Source organism: Acinetobacter sp. G11, assembly GCF_049808495.1.
GTDB lineage: Bacteria > Pseudomonadota > Gammaproteobacteria > Pseudomonadales > Moraxellaceae > Acinetobacter > Acinetobacter kookii.
On record NZ_JBNCAT010000009.1, the window covers coordinates 23990 to 49654 of the forward strand.

The following is a 25665-nucleotide window of genomic DNA, read 5'->3' on the forward strand; positions in this document are numbered from 1 at the left end:
CGGCGTAATGCTGATCAGTTAAGGAGTTTAGAAATAAACTCCTTAATTTTTTAGTGATTCATGGCGGAGGCTTACCGTTTTAAATCAAACTCTTGTAGCTCATTTGTTACTTTGGTTTCGCCCTGAGAAGCACTGCTTCGTAAGACCAAAGGCATCTTGCGGAGCAATGCTCCTCACCGCAAAACTCGTCAGCCACTATCAACTAGCAAATTTATCGCAGAAACAATCATTTTTTAATGGAGTCCGGCCTCAAACAGTTGCGGATGACTTTCCCACATATCAAATACAGGCATGAATTTAAAAAAGAAAATGCCAGTCAATTTCTTAACTGACTGGCATTACGCACTCGTCGGGTTTTTTGCTGAATTAAATCAATCAAGCATTTTCGCGTGCAATCGCGCGGTAACCAATATCCTTACGGTATTGAACGCCGTCGAATGTCACTTTCTGGCAAAGTTCCAAAGCTTTGGTTTGTGCTTCACCAATGGTATTGCCGAGTGCAGTCACACAAAGTACACGACCGCCAGCAGTCACAATCTCGCCATTTTCATTGGCTTTTGTGCCTGCATGGAATACTTTGGTATCTGTCATTTCAGTGTCTAGGCCAGAAATTACATCACCATTGCTAGACGTTTCAGGGTAACCACGTGAAGCAAGCACGATGCCTACAGTCTTACGCTCATCCCATTCAGCTTCCGCAGGCAAGTTACCCGCAATACCCGCTTCAACTAAATCAACCAGTGATGATTTTAAACGCATCATGATCGGCTGGGTTTCAGGGTCACCAAAACGGCAGTTGAATTCGATCACTTTCGGTTGATCTTGTTCATCAATCATCAGGCCAGCATACAAGAAACCTGTATAGACATGACCATCCGCTTTCATGCCATCAACGGTAGGACGCATCACTTCTTTCATGACTTTGTCGAACACGTCAGGGGTTACCACCGGAGCAGGAGAGTAAGCACCCATACCGCCAGTGTTTGGACCTTGGTCACCTTCAAAGATGCGTTTGTGATCTTGTGAAGTTGCCATTGGTAGAATGTTGTTGCCATCAATCATGCAAATGAATGATGCTTCTTCACCTGCCAAGAATTCTTCAATCACCACGCGAGAACCGGCATCACCAAATTTGTTGCCTGCAAGCATGTCATCAATGGCGTCGAAAGCTTCCTGATTGGTCATGGCAACAATTACGCCTTTACCCGCAGCAAGACCGTCGGCCTTGATCACGATTGGTGCGCCATTTTTCTCAACAAAAGCTTTGGCTGCATCGACTTCAGTAAATACGTCATAGAAAGCTGTTGGAATGTTATGGCGTTTTAAGAAGTGCTTGGCAAAGGCTTTAGAGCCTTCAAGCTGTGCAGCAAATTGAGTTGGACCCCAGATTTTAAGATCAGCCGCGCGGCATGCATCTACAACACCATTAACCAGTGGTGCTTCAGGACCCACCACGATCAAGTCAACTGCATTGTTTTTTGCAAAGTCGATAATTGCCGCATTATCTAAAATATTTAAGGCAACATTTTCGCATTTATTTTCGGTTGCAGTACCAGCATTACCCGGTGCTACAAATACTTTTGCGACTTTGTCATCTTGTGCGATTTTCCATGCAAGCGCATGTTCACGACCGCCATTACCTAAAACTAAAATATTCATCGGTTCATACTCCATGAATCGAAAATGACATAAAGTCCTCAGCCTAAAAATAGGAGAGGACTTTATGCAAGATTAGAAATCTATTTGTCTAAATGTAGATGACTTTGTCATTACATTAATATCCAATCACTTAGTGACGGAAGTGACGCATGCCAGTGAACACCATTGCAATACCGGCTTCATCAGCAGCAGCAATAGTTTCTTCGTCGCGCATAGAACCACCCGGCTGGATAATGCACTTGATACCCGCTTTCGCAGCGTTATCAATACCGTCACGGAATGGGAAGAATGCGTCAGATGCCATGACTGCACCTTCAACAACTAAGCCAGCATGTTCAGCTTTGATCGCAGCAATACGAGCAGAGTTCACGCGGCTCATTTGACCTGCACCGACACCAATGGTTTGACGGTTTTTCGCATAAACAATCGCGTTAGACTTCACGTATTTCGCAACTTTCCAGGCGAAGATCATGTCGTCAATTTCCTGTTCAGTTGGAGCACGTTTAGTCACAACTTTAAGGTCATCTTTAGTGATCATGCCCAAGTCTTGATCTTGAACCAGTAAACCGCCGTTTACACGTTTGTAGTCAAGCTGTGCTTTACGCTCATCAATTGCTGGCAATTCGCCACATACAAGAACACGAACGTTTTTCTTCGCGCCAGTCACTTCAAGCACGCCTTCAGCAACGCTTGGTGCAATGATCACTTCAACAAACTGACGGTCAACAATTGCTTGAGCAGTTGCAACGTCCAATTCACGGTTGAATGCAATGATGCCACCGAACGCAGATTCAGGGTCAGTTGCATAAGCAAGGTCATAAGCAGCTTTAATGCCGTCTAAAGATACTGCAACGCCACAAGGGTTGGCATGTTTTACGATGACACAAGCAGGCTTCGCAAATGATTTCACACATTCAAGTGCTGCATCAGTATCTGCGATATTGTTATAAGAAAGCTCTTTACCTTGAAGCTGTTTAGCAGTTGAAACAGATGCTTCGGTTGCATCAGCTTCTACATAGAATGCAGCAGATTGATGCGGATTTTCACCGTAACGAAGGTCTTGCGCTTTGTTCAATTGTGTATTGAAGGTACGTGCAAATTTGTCTGCTTGGCCTTCTTCTTTACCTACGCGAGCGCCTAAGTAAGATGCGATCATGCCGTCGTATTGTGCAGTGTGTTCAAATGCTTTCACTGCCAGGTCAAAACGTGTTGCATAAGACAAGCCGCCTTCAGCTTTAAGCTCGGCAATTACAGTGGCATAGTCAGAAGCGTTAACCACAATACCCACAGACGCATGGTTTTTTGCCGCAGCACGAACCATGGTTGGACCACCGATGTCAATATTTTCAATTGCATCAGCAAGTGAGCAGTTCGGTTTTGCAACAGTAGCAGCAAATGGGTAAAGGTTAACCACAACCAGATCGATCGCATCGATGTTGTGTTCAGCCATGACAGCTTCGTCTAGACCACGACGAGCCAGGATACCACCATGGATTTTCGGGTGAAGTGTTTTTACACGTCCGTCCATCATCTCTGGGAAACCGGTGTGCTCTGAAACTTCAACTACAGCGATATTGTTGTCTTTTAACAACTTGTAAGTACCACCAGTAGATAAAATTTCTACCCCAAGAGCAGCAAGGTCTTGTGCAAATTCGACAATGCCAGTTTTGTCAGAAACAGAGATTAAAGCGCGTTTAATAGTCATGATGTCGTCACAGTTATCAAGAATTAAATCAAAAAGCTAAATAGCAGGCCAAAAAAAATGCCTGCGGAAACCGCAAGCATTTTATCACTTATTCACTCATTAAACCGTGAGCTTTTAACTTTTTGCGCAAAGTACCGCGGTTAAGGCCTAGAATTTCAGCAGCGCGGGTCTGGTTGCCACGAGTGTATTCTAAAACAACAGATAAAAGAGGTTTCTCCATTTCTGCCAGCACCATGTCATACACCTGAGAGGGTTGCTCGCCTTGCAATTGTGCAAAGTAGTGGCGAACTGCGCGATCTACGTGAATACGAAGAGCGACATCAGATTGTGCAGTAAAAATAGGAGACTTGCTATTCATGCGAATTAATCCGAAAAATCAAATATCACTTGGGTAAAGAGATATATAAAAGTGGTCTATAGAAATTCAATGAACCCCGTTTTAGATCCTAAAACGGAAGTTCTAAAACTTGATCATTTAGCTTGCCACAACTCGACGTTTTTGATCGAAATTTAAGCGTAACAATAGATTAATATTTGTTACCACCCAAAATCAAAACAAAAAAATCTACTCTATACGCTATATTTAATAAAGCGCATTTCAGTTAGACGATTTTGTTGTAAAAATTTTCGAGGAGTTTGCAGCACTAAGCTTTCGTGGCGCGTATCATAGCATTGTCTAAGAAAAAGTGAGCAAGAAAACTGCATTTTTTTTACATTTTTTTGTATTTTTTAATAGTTTTTTTCAATATTACGGGCGAATTATTTCTAAACTATAAGTGTCAAAGCTTTTGCGTGGCATAGGAACGCTAAATTTGAATTTAAAAGGACTATTTTGGGGAATTCTTTGAATTCCTTGAAGACTGGTAATCAAATATTCAGAAGGCATAAAGGAATAGGTGGATACAGTTTCCCCACTCTTTTTTAAATTTACCTTGATCATCGGAAGAGCCTGGCTTTCGGTATGATAGTTAATCAGTTCTCCGCTAAACTGGGTTTCTTGTTTGGAAATCTGTTTAACCTTTAACTTGTTGGTGGAGATCAGGCGATAATTCTCTTCCATCACCGAACAATTAAAGGCCTGACATGCTGTATTAAATAAAGCACTGAATACCGGACTGTTATTTAAAATTTTCGGGTTAAACCAAAAAAATTGCAAAATCAGCAAGCTGGCCAGACATACGTTAATGGTTCCCCATAAAACATAATGCCACGTACCATATGTTTTTTCTTGTTCAGCTTTTTCTGACCAGTTCAGTGCAGGGTAGTTGCCAATGGGTTCTGTACTAAAATAATTCAGGTTATTGAGATAGGTCTTTAAATCGATATTCGAGTTTTCAACTTTACGATCGAAAATCTCCAATAAATGTTGTACCGGTTTCTGTTCCGTAATCAACTGCTCTTTAACGAGTGCATTGGATACAAAAGTTTGCTGGGATGGAACTGAAGAAGAAGCCGTTTGAGCGGGAGAGAAAGTTTCTTCTTTCTCTACGACCAGATGGGTCAATGCATTAAAATTGGTTGAGCATTTTGCACAACAAACCATACCGCGAGCAACTGTAAGTTGAGCCACAGAGACTTTGTACTTGGTCAAACAGTTAGGGCAGTAGGTTTGTTTTTCGCTCATAGTCTATTCAAGATTTTTAGGGGGTAGTTTGGCGTTTACCCGAAATTCGACACCAATGTTCGTCACGTTTTTCGATTTGCAGTATATCAAAAAATTCAGAATAAACACTAGAAACATCAGCAACTTGCTCTTCTAAAATACCAGCAAGTGCGAACTTACCCTCAGATTTGACCAAAGTTGCGAATTCCGGCGCAAGTGCCATTAAAGGGCCTGCCAGAATGTTTGCGACAAATACATCGGCTTTCTGGTTTTTCAGCTCTTCATTGAACTCGTCTGGTAGACCTACGTACAGATTTTCAAGCACACCATTCAGTTCAGCATTTTGTTGGGTCGCCAACACAGCTTGCGGATCGATATCTGTGGCATAAACTTTTTTTGCACCCAGCAATAAAGCGGCAACCCCTAAAATGCCTGAACCACAACCGTAGTCGATCACAATTTTATCTTTGAGATCGGTTTTGCCGAGCCATTGCAGGCAAAGGAAAGTTGAAGCATGGTTGCCGGTACCAAAAGCCAGGCCTGGATCAAGCTTGATATTGACCGCATCGGCTTCTGGAGCCTCCATCCATTCAGGGACAATCCAGTATTTTTCAGCAATTTGAATAGGCTCGTAGGCATCCATCCAGGTGCGTTCCCATTCTTGGTCTTCAAGAAATTCATAACGTAATGGTGCTTCAGGCATCTGTGCAGTAATAAAGGTAATTAACGCATCTACATCAATTTCTTCTTCATCTTCCTGCGCATAAATACCTGTCACAATGACTTTATTCCATAGCGGAGTTTCACCTGGAAGCGGTTCAAGCAAGTCCTGATTTTCAGCATCATCTAAAGTTACGCTCACTGCACCTAATGAATTTAAGAGTGTTTCAGTAAAATCGACTTGAGCCTGCTCGACAGTAATATGAATTTGTAACCACTTCACGGAGATAACCTAAATTTGTTTTATAAAAACGCCATTGTAACGGAACTCAGGTGGAAACCACTACATATTGATAAAAACTATCTTGAAAAAGGACGTGCAGCCACGTCCTCTATTTATTTAAGCTGCATCAGGTCGCTATGGGCGCTGGATGAGGCGCGAGTTTATTTAATAACATGCCAAATAGTGTGGCAAAGATATACATAAAAATGGAATATACCGCAGCAGGCATGGCAATAGTGGAGTTTGCCAGAACGGTCAGTGCAATGGTCATGGCCAGCACACTGTTGTGAATACCAATTTCAAATGCGCAGGCACGCGCCTGGGCACTAGGAATACCGAGTAGCCGAGGCACGAAATAGCCGATACACAGGCTAAACATACAGAACAGTGCTGTAGCTGCTCCCACTTGAGTCAAGTACTCGGCAATATTCTGACGTTCACTCACAATTGCGCCAATAATAATCAGTATTAAAAATATAACCGCGAATATACGTAGCGGTTTATTTAACTTTTCTGTGAACTGTGGGGCATAGTGTCGAATCAGCATGCCTATGCAGACCGGGATAATAATAATGGCAAAGACTTGTAATATCTTACTGAACTGTAAGCTAATCTGTTGTCCGTCATTGATAAAATGCTGGATGGCAAAATTGGCAATTAAAGGTAGCGTAAAAGTAGCAATGACAGAATTAATTGCGGTTAGGGTGATATTCAGTGCAATATCACCCTTGAACAGATAGCTAAACAAGTTGGCTGTGCTGCCACCAGGTGAAGCTGCAAGCAGCATTAATCCTACCGCAAGTAATGGTGGAAGCGCCAAAACCTTACAGATAACAAATGCAATACTGACCAAAACAACCAGTTGACAAAATAGCGCAATTAAAACGGCTTTAGGATGTTTGCTGACTCGGGCAAAGTCTTTGGGGCTTAGCTCCAGACCCAGGCCCACCATAATAATAGCAAGTGCCGAAGGCAGTAAAATGGTAATGATTCCTGAATCCATTTCAAGTCTCCTATATTTATTCTTGTTGAGCTGAGTTTTTAGTGTTTTTTATCATGCAACTTTACTGGCAATATAAATGTATGAATAGACTTTTTTCAGCAGTCATTTTTTAAACAGTGAATCAATCGTGAAAATCCCTTTATCCTTTTCTTCTTTTAAAGAGAGAAGGAACTTTTAATCCCAGGTTTATTGACACTTAATCATCACTTTGTGACTTATGCATGAGATGTTTTTTGTATAACAGCTTTTTATATAACTGTTTTTGTATAAGTATGCTTACAACAGGGCAGTTGTATTTTAGCCATTAAGCGTGCGTACCTTGTCTTTATTGAGCAGTTGTGGATTTTTGCTCAGGATATAACCAAAAGCAAAGGCAAAAATATACATAAAAATAGTATAAATTCCTGCGGGAATGGCAATTGTGGTATTCGATAACACAGAAAGCGCAATAGTCAGTGCAATGCTTGTATTGTGAATGCCGACTTCAAATGTGCATGCACGAGCCTGCCGATCGGAAATTCCAGATAAATGTGGAACCAGATAACCCACTAAAAAACTGATGAAGCAAAACAGCGCGATGGCAACGCCAATCTCGGCAAAGTATTCGGTAACATTAAATCGTTCTCTATAGAGGGCGTACGAGAAAAGCGCAACTAAAAAAATCACAGAAAATAACCGCATAGGTCTGTTCAGCTGCAATGCTATTTGTGGGACAATCGAACGAATCAGCATCCCTAAACCCACCGGAACCAAAATAATTAAAAACACCTGAATGATTTTTTCAACAGGCATGGTAATGCTTTGCGACTCGCCTAAAAAATAAAGCATGGATAAATTGACAATAAAAGGCAGGGTAAAAGTGCAAATAATAGAATTAAGGGCTGTAAGGGTAAGGTTTAAGACCACATCTCCCTTAAAAATATAGCTAATCAAATTTGCTGTAGGGCCACCAGGAGAAGCGGCAAGCAACATTAAGCCAACCGCTAAAAGTGGAGAAGGCTTAAATAAAATGCAAATAAAAAATGCGACACCCACCAAAATGACTTGTTGTGAAAATAAAGCTAAAAAAATGGCTTTAGGATGATGACGGATACGAAGAAAATCTTTAACTGTAAGTTCAAGCCCTAAACCAATCATCATAAAAGCAAGTATAAGAGGTAAAAAAAGGGTAAAGAGTCCTGAATCCATGGAATATCCTTTATTGTTTTTATCCTTTGATATTCTTAGAGTTTAAACAAGATTTTTAAATAAGCAATATATGAAACGGGTAAAAACCAAGTATTTTACCCGTTAATTATTTGAATAAAATTAACTTTTTATGGAGATTGTTGTGGCTGCATCTCAGGTTGGGGCTGCATTTGAGGCTGGGTTTGCATTTCCGGTTGAGACTGCTGCATGTGCATTTGATGTTGTGGTTGCATTTGATGTTGTGGTTGCATTTGTGGTTGGGATTGTTGCATTTGTGATTGAGAAGGACGAGGAGCCATAAAACCTAAAGCACATTTACCTTTAACTTCAGTCCCGTTGATGTTTACAGATGTCGCGCCAGTATCTCCACTGCATGCACTGGTTAATTCGGGTTCATCTCCGGCAATGGATGAGTTTTTTGCTGAAGGAAAGAATTGAGGTTCGCAGGTACCATTCCAGATAATGCCTCGATATGCAAAACTGACCGGTGCACCCTGACTTTTACCTTTACACACCTTTTGGTACCTTTGAGAATCATATACTTTTTCGACCTTATCATTTGCGGAAGCTGCAAATGGTGCGAAACATAAACCGCAGAGCATGGATGAGAGGAAAATATTCTTATTCATCTTTTATACCTTTGTTCGTAATGTACCCAACCTATAGCTTAAAAAGTAATCAAATTTAAACAATGCTAATCAAGTAAAAAAATTTACTTAAATGTTTAATTTCTATAGCGAGTCTGAAAAGTCGGATTACATTGCAACATTAAAACGCTGAAAATCGTTTCAATCTTCCTCATGAAATTCGACTCATTTTGTCAACTTATTTTGCTTAATTTTGATATAATGCTCCGTCATCATTTTTTATCTCTCAAACCATTATGCATTATCCTAAAGTTTACGATGTCATTGTTATCGGTGGCGGTCACGCAGGTACCGAAGCAGCCCTTGCTGCAGCGCGTATGGGTCGACAGACTCTGCTCTTGACTCACAACATTGAGACTTTAGGGCAGATGAGCTGTAACCCGGCTATTGGTGGTATTGGGAAATCACATCTGGTCCGTGAAATTGATGCCCTGGGTGGTGCGATGGCATTGGCTGCCGATAAGGGCGGTATCCAGTTCCGTATCCTGAATTCACGTAAAGGTGCGGCGGTACGTGCAACACGTGCCCAGGCTGACCGTGTACGCTTTAAGGCAGCAATTCGTCATACCCTGGAAAACCAGGCGAATCTGGATATTTTCCAACAGGCGGCAGATGATCTGATTGTTGAAGGTGATACCGTTAAAGGTGTAGTCACCCAGATGGGCATCCGCTTTGACGCGAAAACTGTCGTGTTGACGACCGGTACCTTCTTGGGCGGTGTGATTCACATTGGCTTGAATAATGCCTCTGGTGGTCGTGCCGGTGATCCACCTTCAATTTCACTGGCTGCACGCCTTCGTGAACTGAAACTTCCTGTAGGCCGTTTAAAAACAGGTACACCGCCGCGTATTGATGCACGTTCAGTGGATTTTTCTGTCATGACTCCGCAGCCGGGTGATTTCCCGTCTCCGACCATGTCATTCATGGGTGATGCATCCATGCATCCGGAACAGATCAACTGCTATATCACGCATACCAATGAGCGCACGCATGACATTATCCGCGGCGGACTCGACCGTTCCCCAATGTATACTGGTGTGATTGAAGGTGTAGGTCCACGTTACTGCCCGTCAATTGAAGATAAAATTCACAAATTTGCCGATAAAGATTCGCACCAGGTATTCCTTGAGCCTGAAGGTCTGGATACACATGAGCTTTATCCAAACGGTATTTCGACTTCATTACCTTTCGATGTGCAGTTTGAACTGGTTCGCTCAATCCGCGGTATGGAGAATGCACACATTCTGCGTCCGGGTTATGCCATTGAATATGACTATTTCAACCCGCAGGCGTTGAAATTCTCTTTGGAAACCAAGGCCATTAATAACCTGTACTTTGCAGGTCAGATTAACGGTACAACCGGTTATGAAGAAGCGGGTGCACAAGGTTTGTTGGCAGGCTTGAATGCTGCACGCCGTGCATGGGATCAGGAGCAATGGACACCGAAACGTGATGAAGCGTACATGGGTGTACTGGTTGATGACCTGATTACCCTGGGGACCAAAGAACCGTACCGCATGTTTACCTCGCGTGCCGAATACCGTTTGATGCTGCGTGAAGACAATGCGGATCAGCGTTTAACTCCAATTGGCCGTGAAATGGGTCTGGTGGATGATGCGCGCTGGGCATCTTACTGTGAAAAAATGGAAGCAGTAGAAACTGAGAAAGGCCGTTTGCAACACCTTTGGGCTGCGCCAAACAATCCAATGGGTAAAAAATTCGTTGAAATGACGGGGGCAGATCTGTCGAAAGAATGCTCAGCCATTGATTTGCTCAAACGTCCGAACATCAGCTTCGCGCAAATTGCTGAACTTACTGGCTCTGAAGTATCTGCTTTTGTCGGTGAGCAAATTGAAATTGCGGTGAAATACGAAGGTTATATCAACCGTCAGCAAGAAGACGTGGCGCAAATGAAGCGTCTGGAAGAAACCCGTATTCCTGCAGACTTTGATTATGATGTGGTTTCTGGTTTATCGCGTGAAATTACGCTTAAGCTAAAAGATGTTCGTCCTGAAACCCTTGCTCAGGCAAGCCGTATTCCGGGGGTGACACCAGCGGCAGTTCAACTGGTGATGATTACCATTCGTAAGAATAATCAGGCGAAAAAATCTGCTTAATACAATGTGAGTTAAGTTGGTAAAAAGCCAGCTAAATGCGTAATGCTGATCAGTTAAGGAGTTTAGTAATAAACTCCTTAATTTTTAGTCATTCATGGCGGAGTCTTACCTTTTTAAATCAAACCCTTGCAGCCCATTTGTTACTTTGGTTTCGCCCTGAGAAGCACTGCTTCGTAAGACCAAAGGCATCTTGCGGAGCAATGCTCCTCACCGCAAAACTCGTCAGCCACTATTAACTAACAAATTCATCGCAGAAACAATCATTTTTTAATGTAATCCTGCCTCAAACAGTTGCGGATGACTTTTCCACATATCAACTACGGTCATGAATTTAAAAAATGCCAGTCAACTTCTTAACTGACTGGTATTGCGCTAAATGCGGGCTTTTTTATCGTTTAATTTTAAACCATTGCTTTTGACTATGGTTTAATCATAAATAACTACCGAAAATATAAGTTTTTGAAAATATTATTGAATTTATATTTGTAAGATTTAAAAAGTCTATTTATGTAATCTTTTACGTCTAATTCAATCGCTGTTTGCCAGGCGGATGCTCAATAAACCCGACCATTGTAGTGGTATTTATTTCAAGAGATTGATCTGAAAATAGTGAAGCAAATTGCTGCTGGCTAATTTGCTTACTATGGACGGAGTTCAATCATGGCACAAATACAAACAGGTAAAATGCAAAAATTCTTAACAGTGTTCTTGTGTTTTTGGGTCGCATTTTTTGAGGGTTTTGATCTCCAAGCCCCGGGTATTGCAGCAAAAGGAATTGCTGAAACATTTGCTCTCGACCAGGTGCAAATGGGCTATGTATTTAGTTTGGGTGTTTTTGGGATGTTGTTTGGTGCGTTCTTTGGTGGACGTGTTGCCGACTATTTGGGACAGAAGAAAGTTTTAATGCTTTCAATTGCAATTTTCGGCCTATTTATGTCGCTTACCGCAATCGCACCGAGCGTTGAAATTTTATACGCAGCACGTTTCTTTACCGGCTTAGGTCTGGGTGCGGCAATGCCAACTATGATTTCCGTGGTGGGAGATGAGGCGACAGAAGCCAACCGCGGCAAGCTGAACAGCTTGATGTATTGCGGATTACCGGTAGGGGCTATCTTTGTTGCGGGCTTGGCCATCTTATTTAAAGATATTTCTTGGCATACCTTGTTTTTAATTGGTGGTTTAACCCCTTTGGTTCTGTTGCCATTTATGGCGATTATTCTTAAAGACAAACCTAAGAAAGTCGCTGTTGAGCAAACTGCGACTGAAGCTGTTCCATCTATGGTGCAGGTATTATTTAAGCATCAGCAATATAAATATACGATGCCGCTTTGGGTGGGTTTCTTCTTTACCCTGATGATCAATTATATCTTGATTAGCTGGTTACCTAATCTGCTGATGGAACAAGGTTTGGAAAAGCCACAGGCTTTCATGGTGATGCTGGTATTCCAGGTAGGTGCTGTCATTGGTACTCTGGCTTTGGGTTATTTGCTGGACCGTTTAAAATTGTGGCAGATGGCGGCAATTATCTATACTGGTTTATTTATTGCCCTTGTATTGTTATTTACCTCTACCTCTATTCCAGTACTTATTCTGGCAGGGTTTATGGGCGGGATTTTCTCGACAGGCGGACAATCAATTCTATATGGTATTTCCCCAATTTTCTATTCGGGTACAGGTAAAGTCACAGGCGTAGGCAGTGCGATTTCTTTAGGCCGATTAGGTGCAATGACAGGACCATTACTGACAGGAAAAATCTTGGCAATCGGTTTGGGAACCACGGGGATTTTAATGGCAAGTTTACCTGCCGTGGCTATCTCGGCAGTAGCAGTAACTGCACTCTCGCGTTATAAAGCAGCACATAAATAAAAGCATAACGCTTTAAAAAGGGGAATCTTGAGGATTTCCTTTTTTGTTGATTATTTTTAAGGATTCACTTTTGAGTTTGTTAATATGGTTGGATAGAAAACTGAATTTAAAATGTTATGAGCTATCAACTGATCGAACTCGATATTCAAGCCACAGATAATATCCAATGTCCACACTGTCAGCAGCACGTGATCAATTGGGCAGAAGGGCAATATATACAACCCTGCGAGCATGTATTGTTTATCGCTATGGATATTGGCTTTGAATATATGACTGATGAATTTGAGCAAACTATGCCGCGTTCTGTGGATGATCTGCATGCCCATGATGATCAGGTGAATATGTTTGCCGAAATTGTCAAATCAACTTATCCCGATTATTTGATTTTTAAATCTGATCTAGGGATTGAGGGATATTTCCGCTATGTAGGTTTTACCGCATAAGTATATTGACCCCTTGAAAACCCAATAATGAAAAAGCGCCCTGAGGCGCTTTTTTATGGACAGAAAAGTTTAGCTTTCTATTTCTTCTTCTACATCATCATCGGCAGTATCCATGCCTAGCTCTTTCAGTTTACGCGTCAGGGTGTTGCGTCCCCAGCCGAGCAATTCCGCAGCATGGCGCTTGCGACCACGGGTTTGCTGTAAAGCTGCAGTAATTAAAGTGCGTTCGAACATTGGTGTGGCAATGTCCAAAATCTTCATCTCACCATTTTTCAGTTTCTGGATGGCCCATTGACCCAATAGCTCATCCCAGTGATGCAGTGAAATGCGGTCAAAGGTACTGTGTGACTGTGCATCTTCACCTGAACGCTGAATTGGAATCTGTTTCAGTTCCGAAGGCAGGTCTTCTGGATAAACTTCACGTCCGGTAATCATGACAGTCAGCCAGCGGCAGGTATTTTCGAGCTGACGCACGTTGCCTTGCCACGGTAGCTGTTGCATGTATTCCTGGGTTTCTGGACGCAAGATTTTAGGATTTACGCCCAGTTCTTTACCCGCACGGGCCAAGAAGTGCTGCGCCAGCATAGGGATGTCTTCACTGCGATGGGCTAGTTTGGGAATATGGATACGGATCACATTCAGGCGATGATACAAGTCTTCGCGGAAGCGTCCGTCATGTACCAGTTTTTCCAGATCCTGATGCGTTGCCGCGACAATACGCACATCGACCTTAACTGGGATATGTCCACCAACACGATAAAACTCGCCATCTGCCAGAACACGCAGTAAACGGGTCTGGGTTTCAAAGGGCATGTCACCAATTTCATCTAGAAATAACGTGCCGCCATTGGCCTGTTCAAAACGGCCTTGACGCTGCGAGTTGGCACCGGTGAATGCACCTTTTTCATGACCGAAAAGTTCGGTTTCAATCAGGTCTTTCGGAATGGCTGCCATATTCAGGGCAATAAAAGGTTTGCTGCTGCGTGGCGAATGACGGTGCAGCGCATGTGCCACCAGCTCTTTACCTGTGCCCGATTCACCGTTGATCAGGACCGTAATGTGCGACTGCGATAAACGGCCAATGGCACGGAATACTTCCTGCATGGCAGGCGATTCGCCAATAATTTCAGTCGACTGAATGGCCGGGGTGACTTTGGCAGATTCCTGCTGCTGCAATTTGGCAATATGCAGGATGGCGCGGTTGACCAGTGCCAGGGCTTCATCAATATCAAACGGTTTAGGTAAATATTCAAAAGCACCGGTTTGATAGCTGGAAACAGCAGATTCCAGATCTGAATGCGCAGTCATGATAATGACCGGTAAATCAGGATGCGTGCCTTTGACTTTGCCCAGGAAAGTCAGACCATCGATGCCTGGCATGCGAATGTCGGTGAGAATCACATCGGGGGCATCTATGCTGAGCTGATCCAGTGCAGACTGTGCCTCTTCAAAGCTGGTTACGTCAAAGCCTTCTTCTTTGAAGGTTTTTTCCAAAACCCAGCGCATGGCACGATCATCATCAATGACCCATATTTTATTTCGCGACATGGTTAGACTCCCAAGGTAAATATAAGCTAAATACTGTTTTTCCCGGAACGGATTGGCATTCAATCATTCCGCTATGTTGATGCATGATGTTTTGTGCAATGCTCAAACCGAGCCCGGTGCCTTTAGCACGTCCTGTGACTAATGGATAAAATACCGATTCCAGGATTTCTTCAGGCACACCCGGACCATTGTCTTCAATATCAATACGAACTGCCGAACGCTTTAACACCCCATTAATGGTGACAAGGCGCTGAATCCGGGTTCTTAAAATCAGTTCCGGCTGATGATCAACAAAGAATTCCTTATTTTCCATCATGGCTTGTACGGCATTGACACTGATATTGAGCATGACTTGAATGAGCTGGTCACGATCCGCTAAGACTTCGGGCAAGGACAGATCATAATCCCGGGTAATTTTGATTTTCTTTTTGGTCTGATTGGTAATCAGTGAACGCACACGTTCTAAAGGTTCATGCACATTGACCAGTTCATAACTTGGTAGCTGGCGGGAACCCAGCATGGTGTCGGCCAGATTACGTAAACGGTCTACTTCACTGATAATAATGTCGGTAAATTCTTCATATTGCGGATCATTCAGGCTGCGTGCCAAGAGCTGGGTGGCGCCGCGGATGCCGCCTAAAGGGTTTTTAATTTCATGGGCGACGCCACGAATCAGCTGCCTGGCGACCTGATGTTGCTGAATCAGGTTTTCTTCTTTGGATATTTTCAGCATCCGGTCAATCTGGTTCAATTCAATCAAGAGCAGCGGATGATAGGGTTTCTGTGAATTAATCAGAGATACGGTGTAATCCACATGTATATCTTTAAAGTTGACGCTAATGGCTGCTTCACGACGCGTATAAGGTTGTCCGGTTTTAAAGGTATTGAGTAAGGCTTCTTCTGTATTAAACTCATCATCTGGCATATGCAGCAAATTTAACACCGGCTGCCCCGCCGCACGCAGTAAACTGATGTCGAACAAAGATTCACAAGAAGAATTCAAATAAAAAATGTTCAGATGACTGTCGACCAATAAAATCGCAGTGGTTAAATTATCCACTAAAAGGCGGTAGTCGATAGCGACGGGTTGATCCATTTGCGAAAGCATCCTGTGTTAAAATAGCGCAATGGCATCTGCACTTCTTGTCATTTCTCCCTGTTATGGGACATTCAACGAGTTAAACGTTGTCGAAATAAAGCAAAATGCACGCCAACTTTGAGCATGGGTAAAAATATAAATTCTGTCGCTATAAAAGTGTGCTTTTTTGTTTTTGATAACAGAATTTCAATTCCATAGTAATAGAAATAAAATCATTAGTGAACCAAAATGGTGCGTTTAAAATATTTGGTAAAAATATAGACATATTTTGGTGCGTAATACAAAGAGTCGGGTTTTCACCTGTTTTTATGATTCGAAAAGACATACAATACGCGCATTATAGTGGAGCGCAGATTCATGAAATCCCCCAAAGTCGGTTTTGTTTCTTTAGGTTGTCCTAAGGCATTGGTAGATTCCGAACGAATTTTAACTCAGTTAAAGACTGAAGGTTATGATGTGGCATCGGATTATGACGGTGCCGATTTAGTTGTTGTGAATACCTGTGGTTTTATTGAATCTGCAGTACAAGAATCTTTAGATGCGATTGGCGAAGCCATGAGCGCAAACGGTCGTGTGATTGTGACTGGCTGTTTGGGTAAAGATGAAGACAAAATTCGCCAGATGCACCCGAATGTCCTCAAAGTGACGGGTGCTGCAGCATATCAGGAAGTGATGGAAGCCGTACACCAGTACGTGCCTGAACCACCAAAGCATAATCCATTTATTGACCTTGTACCTGAACAGGGTATCCGCTTAACTCCAAAACATTATGCCTATTTAAAGATATCCGAAGGCTGTAATCATCGTTGTACCTTCTGCATTATTCCAAGCATGCGCGGTGACCTGGTATCACGTCCAGTCGGTTCTGTACTTGAAGAAGCAGCAGCGCTCAAGCGTGCAGGTGTGAAAGAAGTCCTGGTTATTTCTCAGGATACTTCCGCTTATGGTGTAGATACAAAATACAAGTTGGATTTCTGGAACGGCCAGCCGGTAAAAACCAAATTCTATGACATGTGTGAAGCATTGGGTCAGTTAGGCATCTGGGTGCGTCTGCACTATGTCTATCCATATCCGCATGTGGATGCAGTCATTGATTTGATGGCACAAGGTAAAATCTTGCCTTACCTGGATATTCCATTCCAGCATGCCAGCCCTAAAATTTTGAAACTGATGAAACGTCCGGCGCACAGTGAAAATACACTGGAGCGTTTAAAATTGTGGCGTGAAAAATGTCCGGATCTGGTGATTCGTTCAACCTTCGTGGTGGGTTTCCCGGGGGAAACCGAAGAAGATTTCCAAATTTTGTTAGAGTGGCTCAAAGAAGCCCAGCTTGATCGCGTCGGATGCTTTACTTATTCACCAGTTGAGGGTGCGACAGCAAATGACTTGCCGGATCATGTGCCGGAAGAAATCAAGCAAGATCGCTATGAGCGTTTCATGCAAGTACAGCAGGAAATTTCTGCAGCCAAACTGCAAAAACGTATTGGTCAAACCATGACCGTACTGGTTGATGATCTGGAAGAAGAATTCCCGGTTGCTGTGGCTCGTTCGTATGCCGATGCGCCTGAAATTGATGGCAATGTCTTTGTGGAAGACATTGATAAAGGCCAGATAAAAGCCGGCGATTTGCTTGAAGTCGAAATTACTGATGCAGATGAATATGATTTATATGCAAAGTTAATTCAGATTAAATCAGCTTAAATCTGTAGTTGAAATATACGAAAAAAAATTTAGATATTGGAAGATTCGGAGATTTCCTGATGTTGGACTCAAAAAAGCCCCGTTATGAACGTATTTTATTGAAACTGTCGGGTGAAGCATTAGCTGGCAATAAAGACATGGGTATTGATGCAACTGTGCTTGATCAAATGTCTTTAGCGATTGCTCACTTGGTTGGTTTGGGTGTACAAGTGGGTATCGTGGTAGGCGGTGGTAACCTGTACCGCGGCAGCCAGTTGCAAAAAGACGGTCTGGTTGGCCGTGTAACCGGTGACCAGATGGGTATGCTGGCTACCGTGATGAACGGCTTGGCATTACGTGATGCTTTGGTACGCCGTAACATCAAAACCCGTTTAATGTCTGCACTTCCAATTGGTGCTGTGGTTGAGTCTTATTCTAGCCGTGATGCGATTCGTCATCTGACTCAAGGTGAAGTCTGCGTATTTGTTGCTGGTACAGGTAATCCGTTCTTTACTACAGATACAGCAGCCTGCTTGCGTGGTATTGAAATTGAAGCCAACCTGATCTTGAAAGCAACCAAAGTGGATGGTGTTTATAATAAAGACCCAAGCAAATACGATGATGCGGTGAAATATGAAACCCTGACTTTCGATCAGGTACTTGATGAAAAATTGGGTGTGATGGACTTGACTGCAATCTGCCTGTGCCGTGACCATAATGTGCCACTTCAAGTTTTCGACATGAACAAAGCAGGTTCATTGCTTTCAGTCGTTATGGGTGAAAAAGAAGGGACTCACGTTACGAATTAATGTACGTGAGCCTGAAAGCTCTTTATACTACACGCTATTTAGTTATTACATCTCTTAGAATTAAGTAAGGAAGATCACATGATTAACGATCTTAAAAAAGACGCTGAAGACCGTATGAACAAGACGCTTGAGTCTTTGGAGCATGGTTTTGCCAAGGTTCGTACAGGACGCGCGCATCCATCAATCTTAAACGGTGTTATGGTTCCTTACTATGGCTCGGATGTGCCATTAAACCAGGTGGCGAACGTGGGTGTTGAAGATTCACGTACCTTGTTGGTTCAACCTTTTGAACGTAACATGGTCTCTGCAATTGATAAAGCGATCCGTGAATCGGACTTGGGTCTTAACCCGATTACTGCTGACGCGATTCGTGTACCGATGGCGGCACTGACTGAAGAAACACGTCGTGACATGCAGAAAGTGGCACGTAATGAAGCGGAAAATGCCAAAGTTGCCATCCGTAACATTCGTCGTGACGTATTGGGTGACATCAAGGCATTGTTGAAAGAAAAAGAAATTTCTGAAGATGATGAGCGCCGTGCAGGTGATGACATCCAAAAAATCACCGATAAATTTGTTGCTGAAGTTGAAAAGCGTCTGGCTGCTAAAGAAGCTGAATTGATGAAGGTCTAAGATTTAATGACCGTATCAGAAGACAGTATGCTTCTTCCAAAACATGTTGCCATCATCATGGATGGCAACAATCGTTTTGCAAAAAAAAAGCAAATGCAAAAAGGTGCAGGCCATCGTGAAGGGAAGAATGTCCTGGATCCGATTGTTGAGCACTGTAGAAAAAATCACATTCAAGCATTAACCGTTTTTGCATTTTCCAGTGAAAACTGGAATCGTCCTCAGTTTGAGGTCGATTTACTCATGGCATTGTTGGAAGAAACCATACATGAGCAATTGCCACGGATGGAAAAATTCAATATCGCCTTGCGTTTTATTGGCGACCGTTCACGTTTGTCTGACCGTTTACGCGAGTTAATGTTGCAAGCTGAACAAAGGACTGCTAAGTTCGACAGCATGACTTTAACCATTGCCATCAGTTATGGTGGTATGTGGGATATGGCTCAGGCTGCAAAACAGATTGCGGCAGACGTGCTGGCGAAAAAAGTTGCGCTTGAAGATATTGATGCTGAACTGTTTGGGCAGCATGTCTGCATGGCCGATTTGCCTGCTGTGGATTTACTGATCCGTACAGGGGGTGATTATCGCTTGTCGAATTTCTTGCTGTGGCAAGCGGCATATGCTGAACTATATTTTACCCCAACCTTGTGGCCTGAATTTACCGTAGAAGAATTAGATGATGCATTCGCGGTCTTTGCTGGGCGTGAACGTCGTTTTGGTAAAACTTCAGAGCAAATCCAACAAGAGAAACTTGAGAATTAATAAATGTTAGAGCGGATTATAACCGCATTGGTATTGGTAGCAGTCGTACTGAGTTGTATGTTTGCTACACAGTCTCAGTATCCAATGTTTATGCTGATGATTGTTGCAGCAGGGGTTGCAGGGTATGAGTGGTTTAAGCTTATGCCAAGAAAAAATAAAAATCTTGTTAAGCCTCTAGCTTGGGTTTATGGACTTGCCACTGCTGCTTTAGCAACTTTAGCATTGTATTTTAATGATATCGCTCTGCTGCTTTGGGCTGCTTCCATTCTTTGCTGGATCTGCAGTATCTTTTGGGTTAAATCATATCCAGACTATGATGGGTGGTACAATCCCAGCTTAAAGATTATTGGATTTATTCTGGTTTCTGCTGCGGTCACCGCAATTTTCTCTGTATGGCATAGCTCGCCATGGTGGCTCATGTACCTGTTTTTACTGGTATGGGGGGCAGACAGCGGTGCCTATTTTGTTGGGCGTAAACTGGGCAGGAAAAAACTGGCTCCGGATGTCAGTCCCAATAAATCGGTAGAAGGTTTGTACGGGGGTATTTTTACCGCCATGCTGATTGTTGTGGCAGTAGAAATCCTATATTTGGATTTAACCCTGGCACAACATATTTTATTTTTAATTTTATCTGTGGTTACGGTATTCAGTTCTGTTCTGGGCGACCTTTTTGAATCCATGATCAAACGTCGTGCTGGAATTAAAGATTCAGGTCGTATTCTGCCAGGGCATGGTGGGGTGCTTGACCGTATTGATTCATTGCTTGCTGCTGCTCCAATTTTTGCCGCAGGCATGTATATTTTAAAATTTATTGGTGTAGATCTATAGATGTCACAATCTGTTTGTATATTAGGTGTAACGGGTTCAATTGGTCAAAGTACCTTAAAAGTTCTGCAACAGCATCCTGAAAAGTATTCTGTTTTTGCAGTCACGGCGCATAGCCGAATTTTAGAGCTTGTTGAAATATGCAAACAGTACCGACCAAAAGTCGTGGTTGTTCCTTCCAGTCAGGTTAAGGAATTACAGCAATATTTTCATGATCAGTGCTTAACTGATATTGAAATTTTAACCGATGAAGCAGGCTTGATTGCTGTTGCCGAACATGCAGATGTGGACGTGGTGATGGCGGCAATCGTCGGTGCTGCAGGCTTATTGCCGACCTTGGCTGCGGTTAAAGCCGGAAAACGTGTCTTGCTGGCCAATAAAGAAGCCCTGGTGATGTCCGGTGACATCATGATGCAGGCAGCACATGATTATCAGGCTGAATTGTTACCTGTTGATTCTGAACACAATGCTATTTTCCAGTGCTTGCCTGCGGGTTATTTTCAGGCAGAGCGCAATGGACAGCCGAAACAGGGTGTGTCGCGCATTCTGCTGACTGCATCTGGCGGACCATTTTTAAACCATAGTCTGGAGCAACTGCAAAGCGTGACGCCTGCACAGGCCTGCAAGCATCCGAACTGGTCTATGGGGCAGAAAATTTCTGTTGATTCAGCAACTTTAATGAATAAAGGCTTGGAGCTGATTGAAGCCTGTCATCTTTTTGCAATTTCAGAACAGTTTGTAACAGTGGTGGTACATCCACAGAGTATTATTCATTCTATGGTTCAATATGTGGATGGGTCGACTTTGGCACAAATGGGCAATCCTGATATGTGTACGCCAATTGCGCATGCACTTGCATGGCCAGAGCGTATTCAAACCCAAGTGCCCGCACTCAACCTGTTTGCCAATCAGCAACTGGATTTTCAGGAACCTGATACACTGCGTTTTCCGGCATTAAAGCTTGCGCGTCAAGCCATGCAAACGGGTGGCTTGGCTCCTGCAATTCTAAATGCTGCCAATGAGATTGCTGTAGCTGCCTTTTTGAAAAATGACATTGGCTTTACAGAAATTTCTCAAGTGGTGGAACAGACTCTAAATCAGGTTGAAGGTGGCGCTGCAGAATCGATTGAACGTATTTTACAGGTCGATCAAATGGCCCGTTCTGCTGCCCAGCAAATTGTCATCAATAAAGGAAGCTAAAATATGAGTGCCTTGTTTATTATTGTGGCAGCAATTTTACTCCTGGGACCGCTCATTGCGATTCACGAGTTTGGACATTATATTGTTGCCCGTAAACTGGGTGTTAAAGTTTTAGTTTATTCCATTGGCTTTGGTCCTACATTGCTCAAGTGGACCTCAAAAAAATCGGGCATTCAATATCAGCTTTCAGCCTTGCCATTAGGTGGCTACGTGAAAATGCTAGATGAACGGGAAGGCAGTGTTGCTGAAGAGGATTTACCCAAGGCATTCAACCGTCAGCATCCTTGGAAACGGATTGCGATTGTTGCTGCAGGGCCGCTAATCAATCTGGTTTTTGCAGTGTTATTGTTCTGGGTTTTGTTTATTCCATCGCAAGAACAATTGAACACTCGTGTAGGTAAAGTGTTACCGGATACACCGGCTGCGACAGTTCAAATGCAGGTTGGTGACAAAATTACAACAGTTGACGGAACGCCAGTTACAACCTGGGAAAAGTTAAATTTTGCTTTGGTGGACCGCGTTGGTGAAACCGGTTCAATTGAAATTCAGGCAGACCGTCATGGTCAGTTGCAAACCTTTCACTTGCCTATCCAGAACTTCCTCAAAAATCAGAACCAGTCTGCATTAGACAGTTTAGGCTTCTTGCCATACCGTCCATATATTGCTCCCGTGGTCAGTAAGCTGAGTGAAGATGGTGCGGCCATTCGTCAAGGAATGAAAGAAGGCGATAAAATAGTGGCCATTGATGGCGTGAAAATGAATGACTGGTTCGATGTTGTGAATGTTGTCCAGGCTTCCCCGGAAAAATTATTAAAAATAGATGTATTACGTCAAAATCAACTGGTACATTTAGAGGTGATGCCAAAAGCCAAACGTGACAGCATGGGTAATGTTTCAGGTATGCTAGGTGTGCAAAATACCCCTGGAAAAATAACCATTCCGGAAGAATATAAGCAAACCATTCAATACAGCCCGACTGAAGCACTGGTGATGGCTGTTGATAAAACAGGTCAAATTTCAGGTATGATCTTGAATTCGATCGTCAAAATGGTACGTGGTTTAATTGGGCTGGACAATTTATCTGGACCAATCACTATTGCTAAAGTCGCAGGGCAAAGTGCGGAAATGGGTTGGCAAACATTTATCTCATTTATGGCTTTAATGAGCGTGAGTTTGGGTATCTTAAATTTATTGCCCATACCAATGCTGGATGGTGGACATTTAGTTTACTATGTGATTGAGTTAATTCGTGGTAAACCTGTTTCTGAACAAATACAATTGGTTGGTTTAAAAATTGGTATGGTACTGCTCGGTAGCATGATGCTCCTTGCATTATTCAATGACTTCATGCGTTTATAACAACGTACATATGTAATAAATTAACATCGGAAAAGACTGGCATGCAGCACACACATTTATTTATGCCTTTGGCACTCGTTAGTGCAATGGCAGCAGTACAACAAGTATATGCAGCAGATGAATTCATTGTCCGCGATATCAAAATTGACGGACTTGTTCGCTTAACGCCAGAAAATGTTTATGGGATGTTGCCTGTCAATGCTGGCGATCGTGTCAATGATGCAACCATAGCAAATGCCATTCGTGCCTTGTATGCCACAGGCCTGTTTGACGATATCAAGGCATCACAACAAGCAGATACGCTCGTTTTTACCGTAGTCGAACGTCCGGTTATTTCCAAGGTTGAGTTTAAGGGAAATAAACTTATTCCTAAAGAAGCCTTGGAAGAAGGGCTCAAAAAGATGGGGATTGCAGAAGGCGAGGTTTTGAAAAAATCTGCTTTGCAAACCATCGAAACTGAACTTGAACAGCAGTATATGCAGCAAGGTCGTTACGATGCCGATGTTAAGGTAATCACGACTGCCAGACCGAATAACCGTGTTGATTTAACCATTGATTTTGTTGAAGGTAAGGCAGCCAAAGTTGTTGATATCAACATTATTGGCAATACCGTTTTTAAAGAAAGCGAAATCAAGCAGGCTTTTGCGGTTAAAGAAAGCGGCTGGAGTTCAATTGTTACCCGGAATGACCGTTATGCGCGTGAAAAGATGGCAGCCAGCCTTGAAGCTTTGCGTGCCTTGTATTTAAACAAGGGTTATATCAATTTCAATATCACCAACTCAAGTTTGAACTTGAGTGAAGATAAAAAGAATATCTTTGTCGAAGTGTCTGTAGATGAAGGCGAGCAATTCAAATTTGGCCAAAGCAAGTTCTTGGGTGATGCGCTTTACCAGCCTGAAGAATTACAAGCGCTGCAAATTTATAAAGATGGCGAAATTTATTCGCAAGAAAAAGTCAATGCAGTCAAACAGCTATTACTGCGCAAGTATGGTAATGCCGGTTATTACTATGCTGAAGTCAATATTGTTCCTGAAATTAATAAAGAAACCAAACTGGTTGATTTGAATTATTATATTAATCCGGGTCAACAAGTTACGGTGCGTCGTATCAATTTTACCGGTAATACCAAAACTGCCGATGAAGTATTGCGTCGTGAAATGCGCCAGATGGAAGGTGCATTGGCGAGCAATGAAAAAATTGATTTGTCTAAAGTCCGTCTGGAGCGTACAGGTTTCTTTAAAACGGTTGATATTAAACCGGCACGTATTCCGAATGTCCCTGATCAGGTAGATCTGAACGTCAATGTTGAAGAGCAGCATTCAGGGACCAGTACACTGGCAGTCGGTTTCTCGCAAAGTGGTGGTGTAACCTTCCAGGCGGGCTTAAGTCAAACCAACTTCCTGGGGACGGGTAATAGCGTTTCGATTGATTTATCCCGTTCAGAAACACAAGATTATTATAATTTAAGTGTAACCGATCCGTACTTCACCATTGATGGTGTGCGTCGCGGTTATAACATGTACTACCGTAAAACCAAGCTGGATAATGACTATAACGTCAATAACTATGTGACGGACAGTTTTGGTGGCGGGATCAACTTTGGTTATCCAATTGATGAAAACCAGAGTGTCAGTGCAGGTTTAAATATCGACCAGACAGAAGTAACGACTGGTCCATACGTTTCGACTTACGTTCGCGATTATTTGTTAGCGAATGGCGGTAAAGCGACTGGTACAGGTACTGGATGTAGTGTTGCTCTAGTTCAAGATCCGGCAACAGGGCTATTTTCTTGTCCTGCAGGATCAGAACTTCCATTTGATAACAAGTTCAATGGTGATTTCTTAACCTATAATCTCAATTTAGGTTGGTCTTACAATACTTTAAACCGACCTGTCTTCCCGACATCAGGTATGTCACATCGTGTGAATGGTGAAATTGCATTGCCAGGCAGTGATGTGGAATATCAAAAAATCACTTATGATGCCCAGGCTTTCCAGCCTTTAGGTAAGGGCTTTGTACTGCGTGGTTATGGTAAGCTGGGCTATGGTAATGACCTGCCATTCTATAAAAACTTCTATGCCGGCGGTTTTGGCTCGGTTCGTGGTTATGACAACAGTACATTAGGTCCTAAATATCCTGGCGTGACCTTTAATGAAACTCAAACCCAAGATTATGATCCTGAAGAAGTGGGCGGTAATGCTCTAGTTCAATTTGGTGCCGAGCTTGCACTCCCTTTACCATTTAAAGGGGATTGGACACGTCAGGTTCGTCCAGTGCTGTTTGCTGAAGGTGCACAGGTATTTGATACTCAGTGTGATATTCCAAAAGGAAACTTATACCTGAATTCGAGTAATACTCAAGTCAATGCGAAACAGTATTGTGAAGATAACTTCGGCTTTGATGCAGGCAATATGCGTTATAGCGTAGGTGCAGGTTTTACCTGGATTACCATGATTGGGCCATTATCTCTCAGCTATGCTTATCCGTTAAATGAAAAAGACGGCGATAATACTAAAAATATCCAGTTTGAGATTGGTCGTACTTTCTAAGTGCGACCTTCAATGGGTTTAAAAAAGGAT

20 protein-coding genes and 1 pseudogene are annotated in these 25665 nt (G+C 42.8%); 11 read left to right on the top strand and 10 right to left on the bottom strand.

All coding sequences use genetic code 11. The annotated features are described in order from the left end of the window. Positions 1–375 precede the first annotated feature (375 nt). The 8 genes and pseudogenes from purD to ACPUEY_RS05615 all read right to left on the bottom strand — a co-directional run. Positions 376–1659, bottom strand: coding sequence for a phosphoribosylamine--glycine ligase (purD, locus tag ACPUEY_RS05580; protein WP_425121434.1), 1284 nt, complete (start codon positions 1657–1659; stop codon positions 376–378). Positions 1660–1789: 130 nt separating this feature from the next. Continuing rightward, positions 1790–3364: a bifunctional phosphoribosylaminoimidazolecarboxamide formyltransferase/IMP cyclohydrolase gene (gene purH, locus ACPUEY_RS05585; RefSeq protein WP_425121435.1), complete on the bottom strand. Its 1575-nt coding sequence runs from the start codon at positions 3362–3364 to the stop codon at positions 1790–1792. A gap of 88 nt (positions 3365–3452) precedes the next feature. After that, the gene (gene fis, locus ACPUEY_RS05590) at positions 3453–3722 is read right to left on the bottom strand and encodes a DNA-binding transcriptional regulator Fis (protein WP_001086304.1); all 270 of its coding nucleotides are present in this window, start codon (positions 3720–3722) and stop codon (positions 3453–3455) included. A gap of 390 nt (positions 3723–4112) precedes the next feature. Continuing rightward, positions 4113–4988, bottom strand: a complete 876-nt coding sequence (locus ACPUEY_RS05595) for a DUF3426 domain-containing protein (protein ID WP_425121436.1) — start codon at positions 4986–4988, stop codon at positions 4113–4115. A gap of 16 nt (positions 4989–5004) precedes the next feature. Then, on the bottom strand, positions 5005–5910 hold the full coding sequence (prmA, locus tag ACPUEY_RS05600) for a 50S ribosomal protein L11 methyltransferase (RefSeq protein ID WP_425121437.1): 906 nt from the start codon (positions 5908–5910) through the stop codon (positions 5005–5007). A gap of 127 nt (positions 5911–6037) precedes the next feature. Then, positions 6038–6913, bottom strand: a complete 876-nt coding sequence (locus tag ACPUEY_RS05605; protein WP_425121438.1) for a bile acid:sodium symporter family protein — start codon at positions 6911–6913, stop codon at positions 6038–6040. Positions 6914–7210: 297 nt separating this feature from the next. Next, positions 7211–8101, bottom strand: coding sequence for a bile acid:sodium symporter family protein (locus ACPUEY_RS05610; RefSeq protein WP_425121440.1), 891 nt, complete (start codon positions 8099–8101; stop codon positions 7211–7213). Positions 8102–8385: 284 nt separating this feature from the next. Then, a pseudogene (locus ACPUEY_RS05615) lies at positions 8386–8730 on the bottom strand (hypothetical protein); the annotation flags it as partial. A 254-nt stretch (positions 8731–8984) separates the two neighbouring features. Between ACPUEY_RS05615 and mnmG the strand changes: the two are divergent. The 3 genes from mnmG (at position 8985) to ACPUEY_RS05630 (ending at position 13174) form a co-directional block, all read left to right on the top strand. Continuing rightward, positions 8985–10865, top strand: coding sequence for a tRNA uridine-5-carboxymethylaminomethyl(34) synthesis enzyme MnmG (mnmG, locus tag ACPUEY_RS05620; protein ID WP_425121441.1), 1881 nt, complete (start codon positions 8985–8987; stop codon positions 10863–10865). 660 nt (positions 10866–11525) lie between these two features. After that, positions 11526–12731 carry a 3-(3-hydroxy-phenyl)propionate transporter MhpT gene (gene mhpT / locus ACPUEY_RS05625; protein ID WP_425121442.1) on the top strand — a complete coding sequence of 402 codons (1206 nt, stop codon included), beginning with the start codon at positions 11526–11528 and terminating at the stop codon, positions 12729–12731. Between the two features lie 116 nt (positions 12732–12847). Beyond that, positions 12848–13174 (top strand): hypothetical protein, encoded by a 327-nt coding sequence (locus ACPUEY_RS05630; protein WP_425121443.1) that lies wholly within the window; start codon positions 12848–12850, stop codon positions 13172–13174. A gap of 69 nt (positions 13175–13243) precedes the next feature. Here the strand turns inward: ACPUEY_RS05630 and glnG are convergent, their stop codons facing one another. Next, on the bottom strand, positions 13244–14722 hold the full coding sequence (glnG, locus tag ACPUEY_RS05635) for a nitrogen regulation protein NR(I) (RefSeq protein ID WP_425121444.1): 1479 nt from the start codon (positions 14720–14722) through the stop codon (positions 13244–13246). Further along, positions 14709–15818, bottom strand: a complete 1110-nt coding sequence (glnL, locus tag ACPUEY_RS05640) for a nitrogen regulation protein NR(II) (protein ID WP_131274042.1) — start codon at positions 15816–15818, stop codon at positions 14709–14711. The genes glnG and glnL overlap by 14 nt, the downstream gene beginning before the upstream one ends. A 360-nt stretch (positions 15819–16178) precedes the next feature. Between glnL and rimO the strand changes: the two genes are divergently transcribed. The 8 genes from rimO (at position 16179) to bamA (ending at position 25635) form a co-directional block, all read left to right on the top strand. Further along, positions 16179–17522, top strand: a complete 1344-nt coding sequence (rimO, locus tag ACPUEY_RS05645) for a 30S ribosomal protein S12 methylthiotransferase RimO (protein ID WP_425121445.1) — start codon at positions 16179–16181, stop codon at positions 17520–17522. 59 nt (positions 17523–17581) lie between these two features. Continuing rightward, positions 17582–18310: a UMP kinase gene (pyrH, locus tag ACPUEY_RS05650; protein WP_174559024.1), complete on the top strand. Its 729-nt coding sequence runs from the start codon at positions 17582–17584 to the stop codon at positions 18308–18310. Between the two features lie 78 nt (positions 18311–18388). Next, positions 18389–18943, top strand: a complete 555-nt coding sequence (gene frr / locus ACPUEY_RS05655; protein ID WP_131274040.1) for a ribosome recycling factor — start codon at positions 18389–18391, stop codon at positions 18941–18943. Between the two features lie 6 nt (positions 18944–18949). Then, positions 18950–19702, top strand: coding sequence for a polyprenyl diphosphate synthase (gene uppS, locus ACPUEY_RS05660; protein WP_131274039.1), 753 nt, complete (start codon positions 18950–18952; stop codon positions 19700–19702). Between the two features lie 3 nt (positions 19703–19705). Beyond that, a complete protein-coding gene (locus ACPUEY_RS05665) occupies positions 19706–20530 on the top strand; it encodes a phosphatidate cytidylyltransferase (RefSeq protein WP_261180934.1) in 825 nt (274 codons plus the stop codon). After that, entirely contained in the window at positions 20531–21727 is a 1197-nt protein-coding gene (gene ispC / locus ACPUEY_RS05670; RefSeq protein WP_425121446.1) for a 1-deoxy-D-xylulose-5-phosphate reductoisomerase, read from the top strand. 3 nt (positions 21728–21730) lie between these two features. Next, complete coding sequence (rseP, locus tag ACPUEY_RS05675; protein ID WP_425121447.1) at positions 21731–23086, top strand: RIP metalloprotease RseP; 1356 nt, start codon at positions 21731–21733, stop codon at positions 23084–23086. A gap of 41 nt (positions 23087–23127) precedes the next feature. Next, positions 23128–25635 carry an outer membrane protein assembly factor BamA gene (gene bamA / locus ACPUEY_RS05680; protein WP_425121448.1) on the top strand — a complete coding sequence of 836 codons (2508 nt, stop codon included), beginning with the start codon at positions 23128–23130 and terminating at the stop codon, positions 25633–25635. Positions 25636–25665 lie beyond the last annotated feature (30 nt).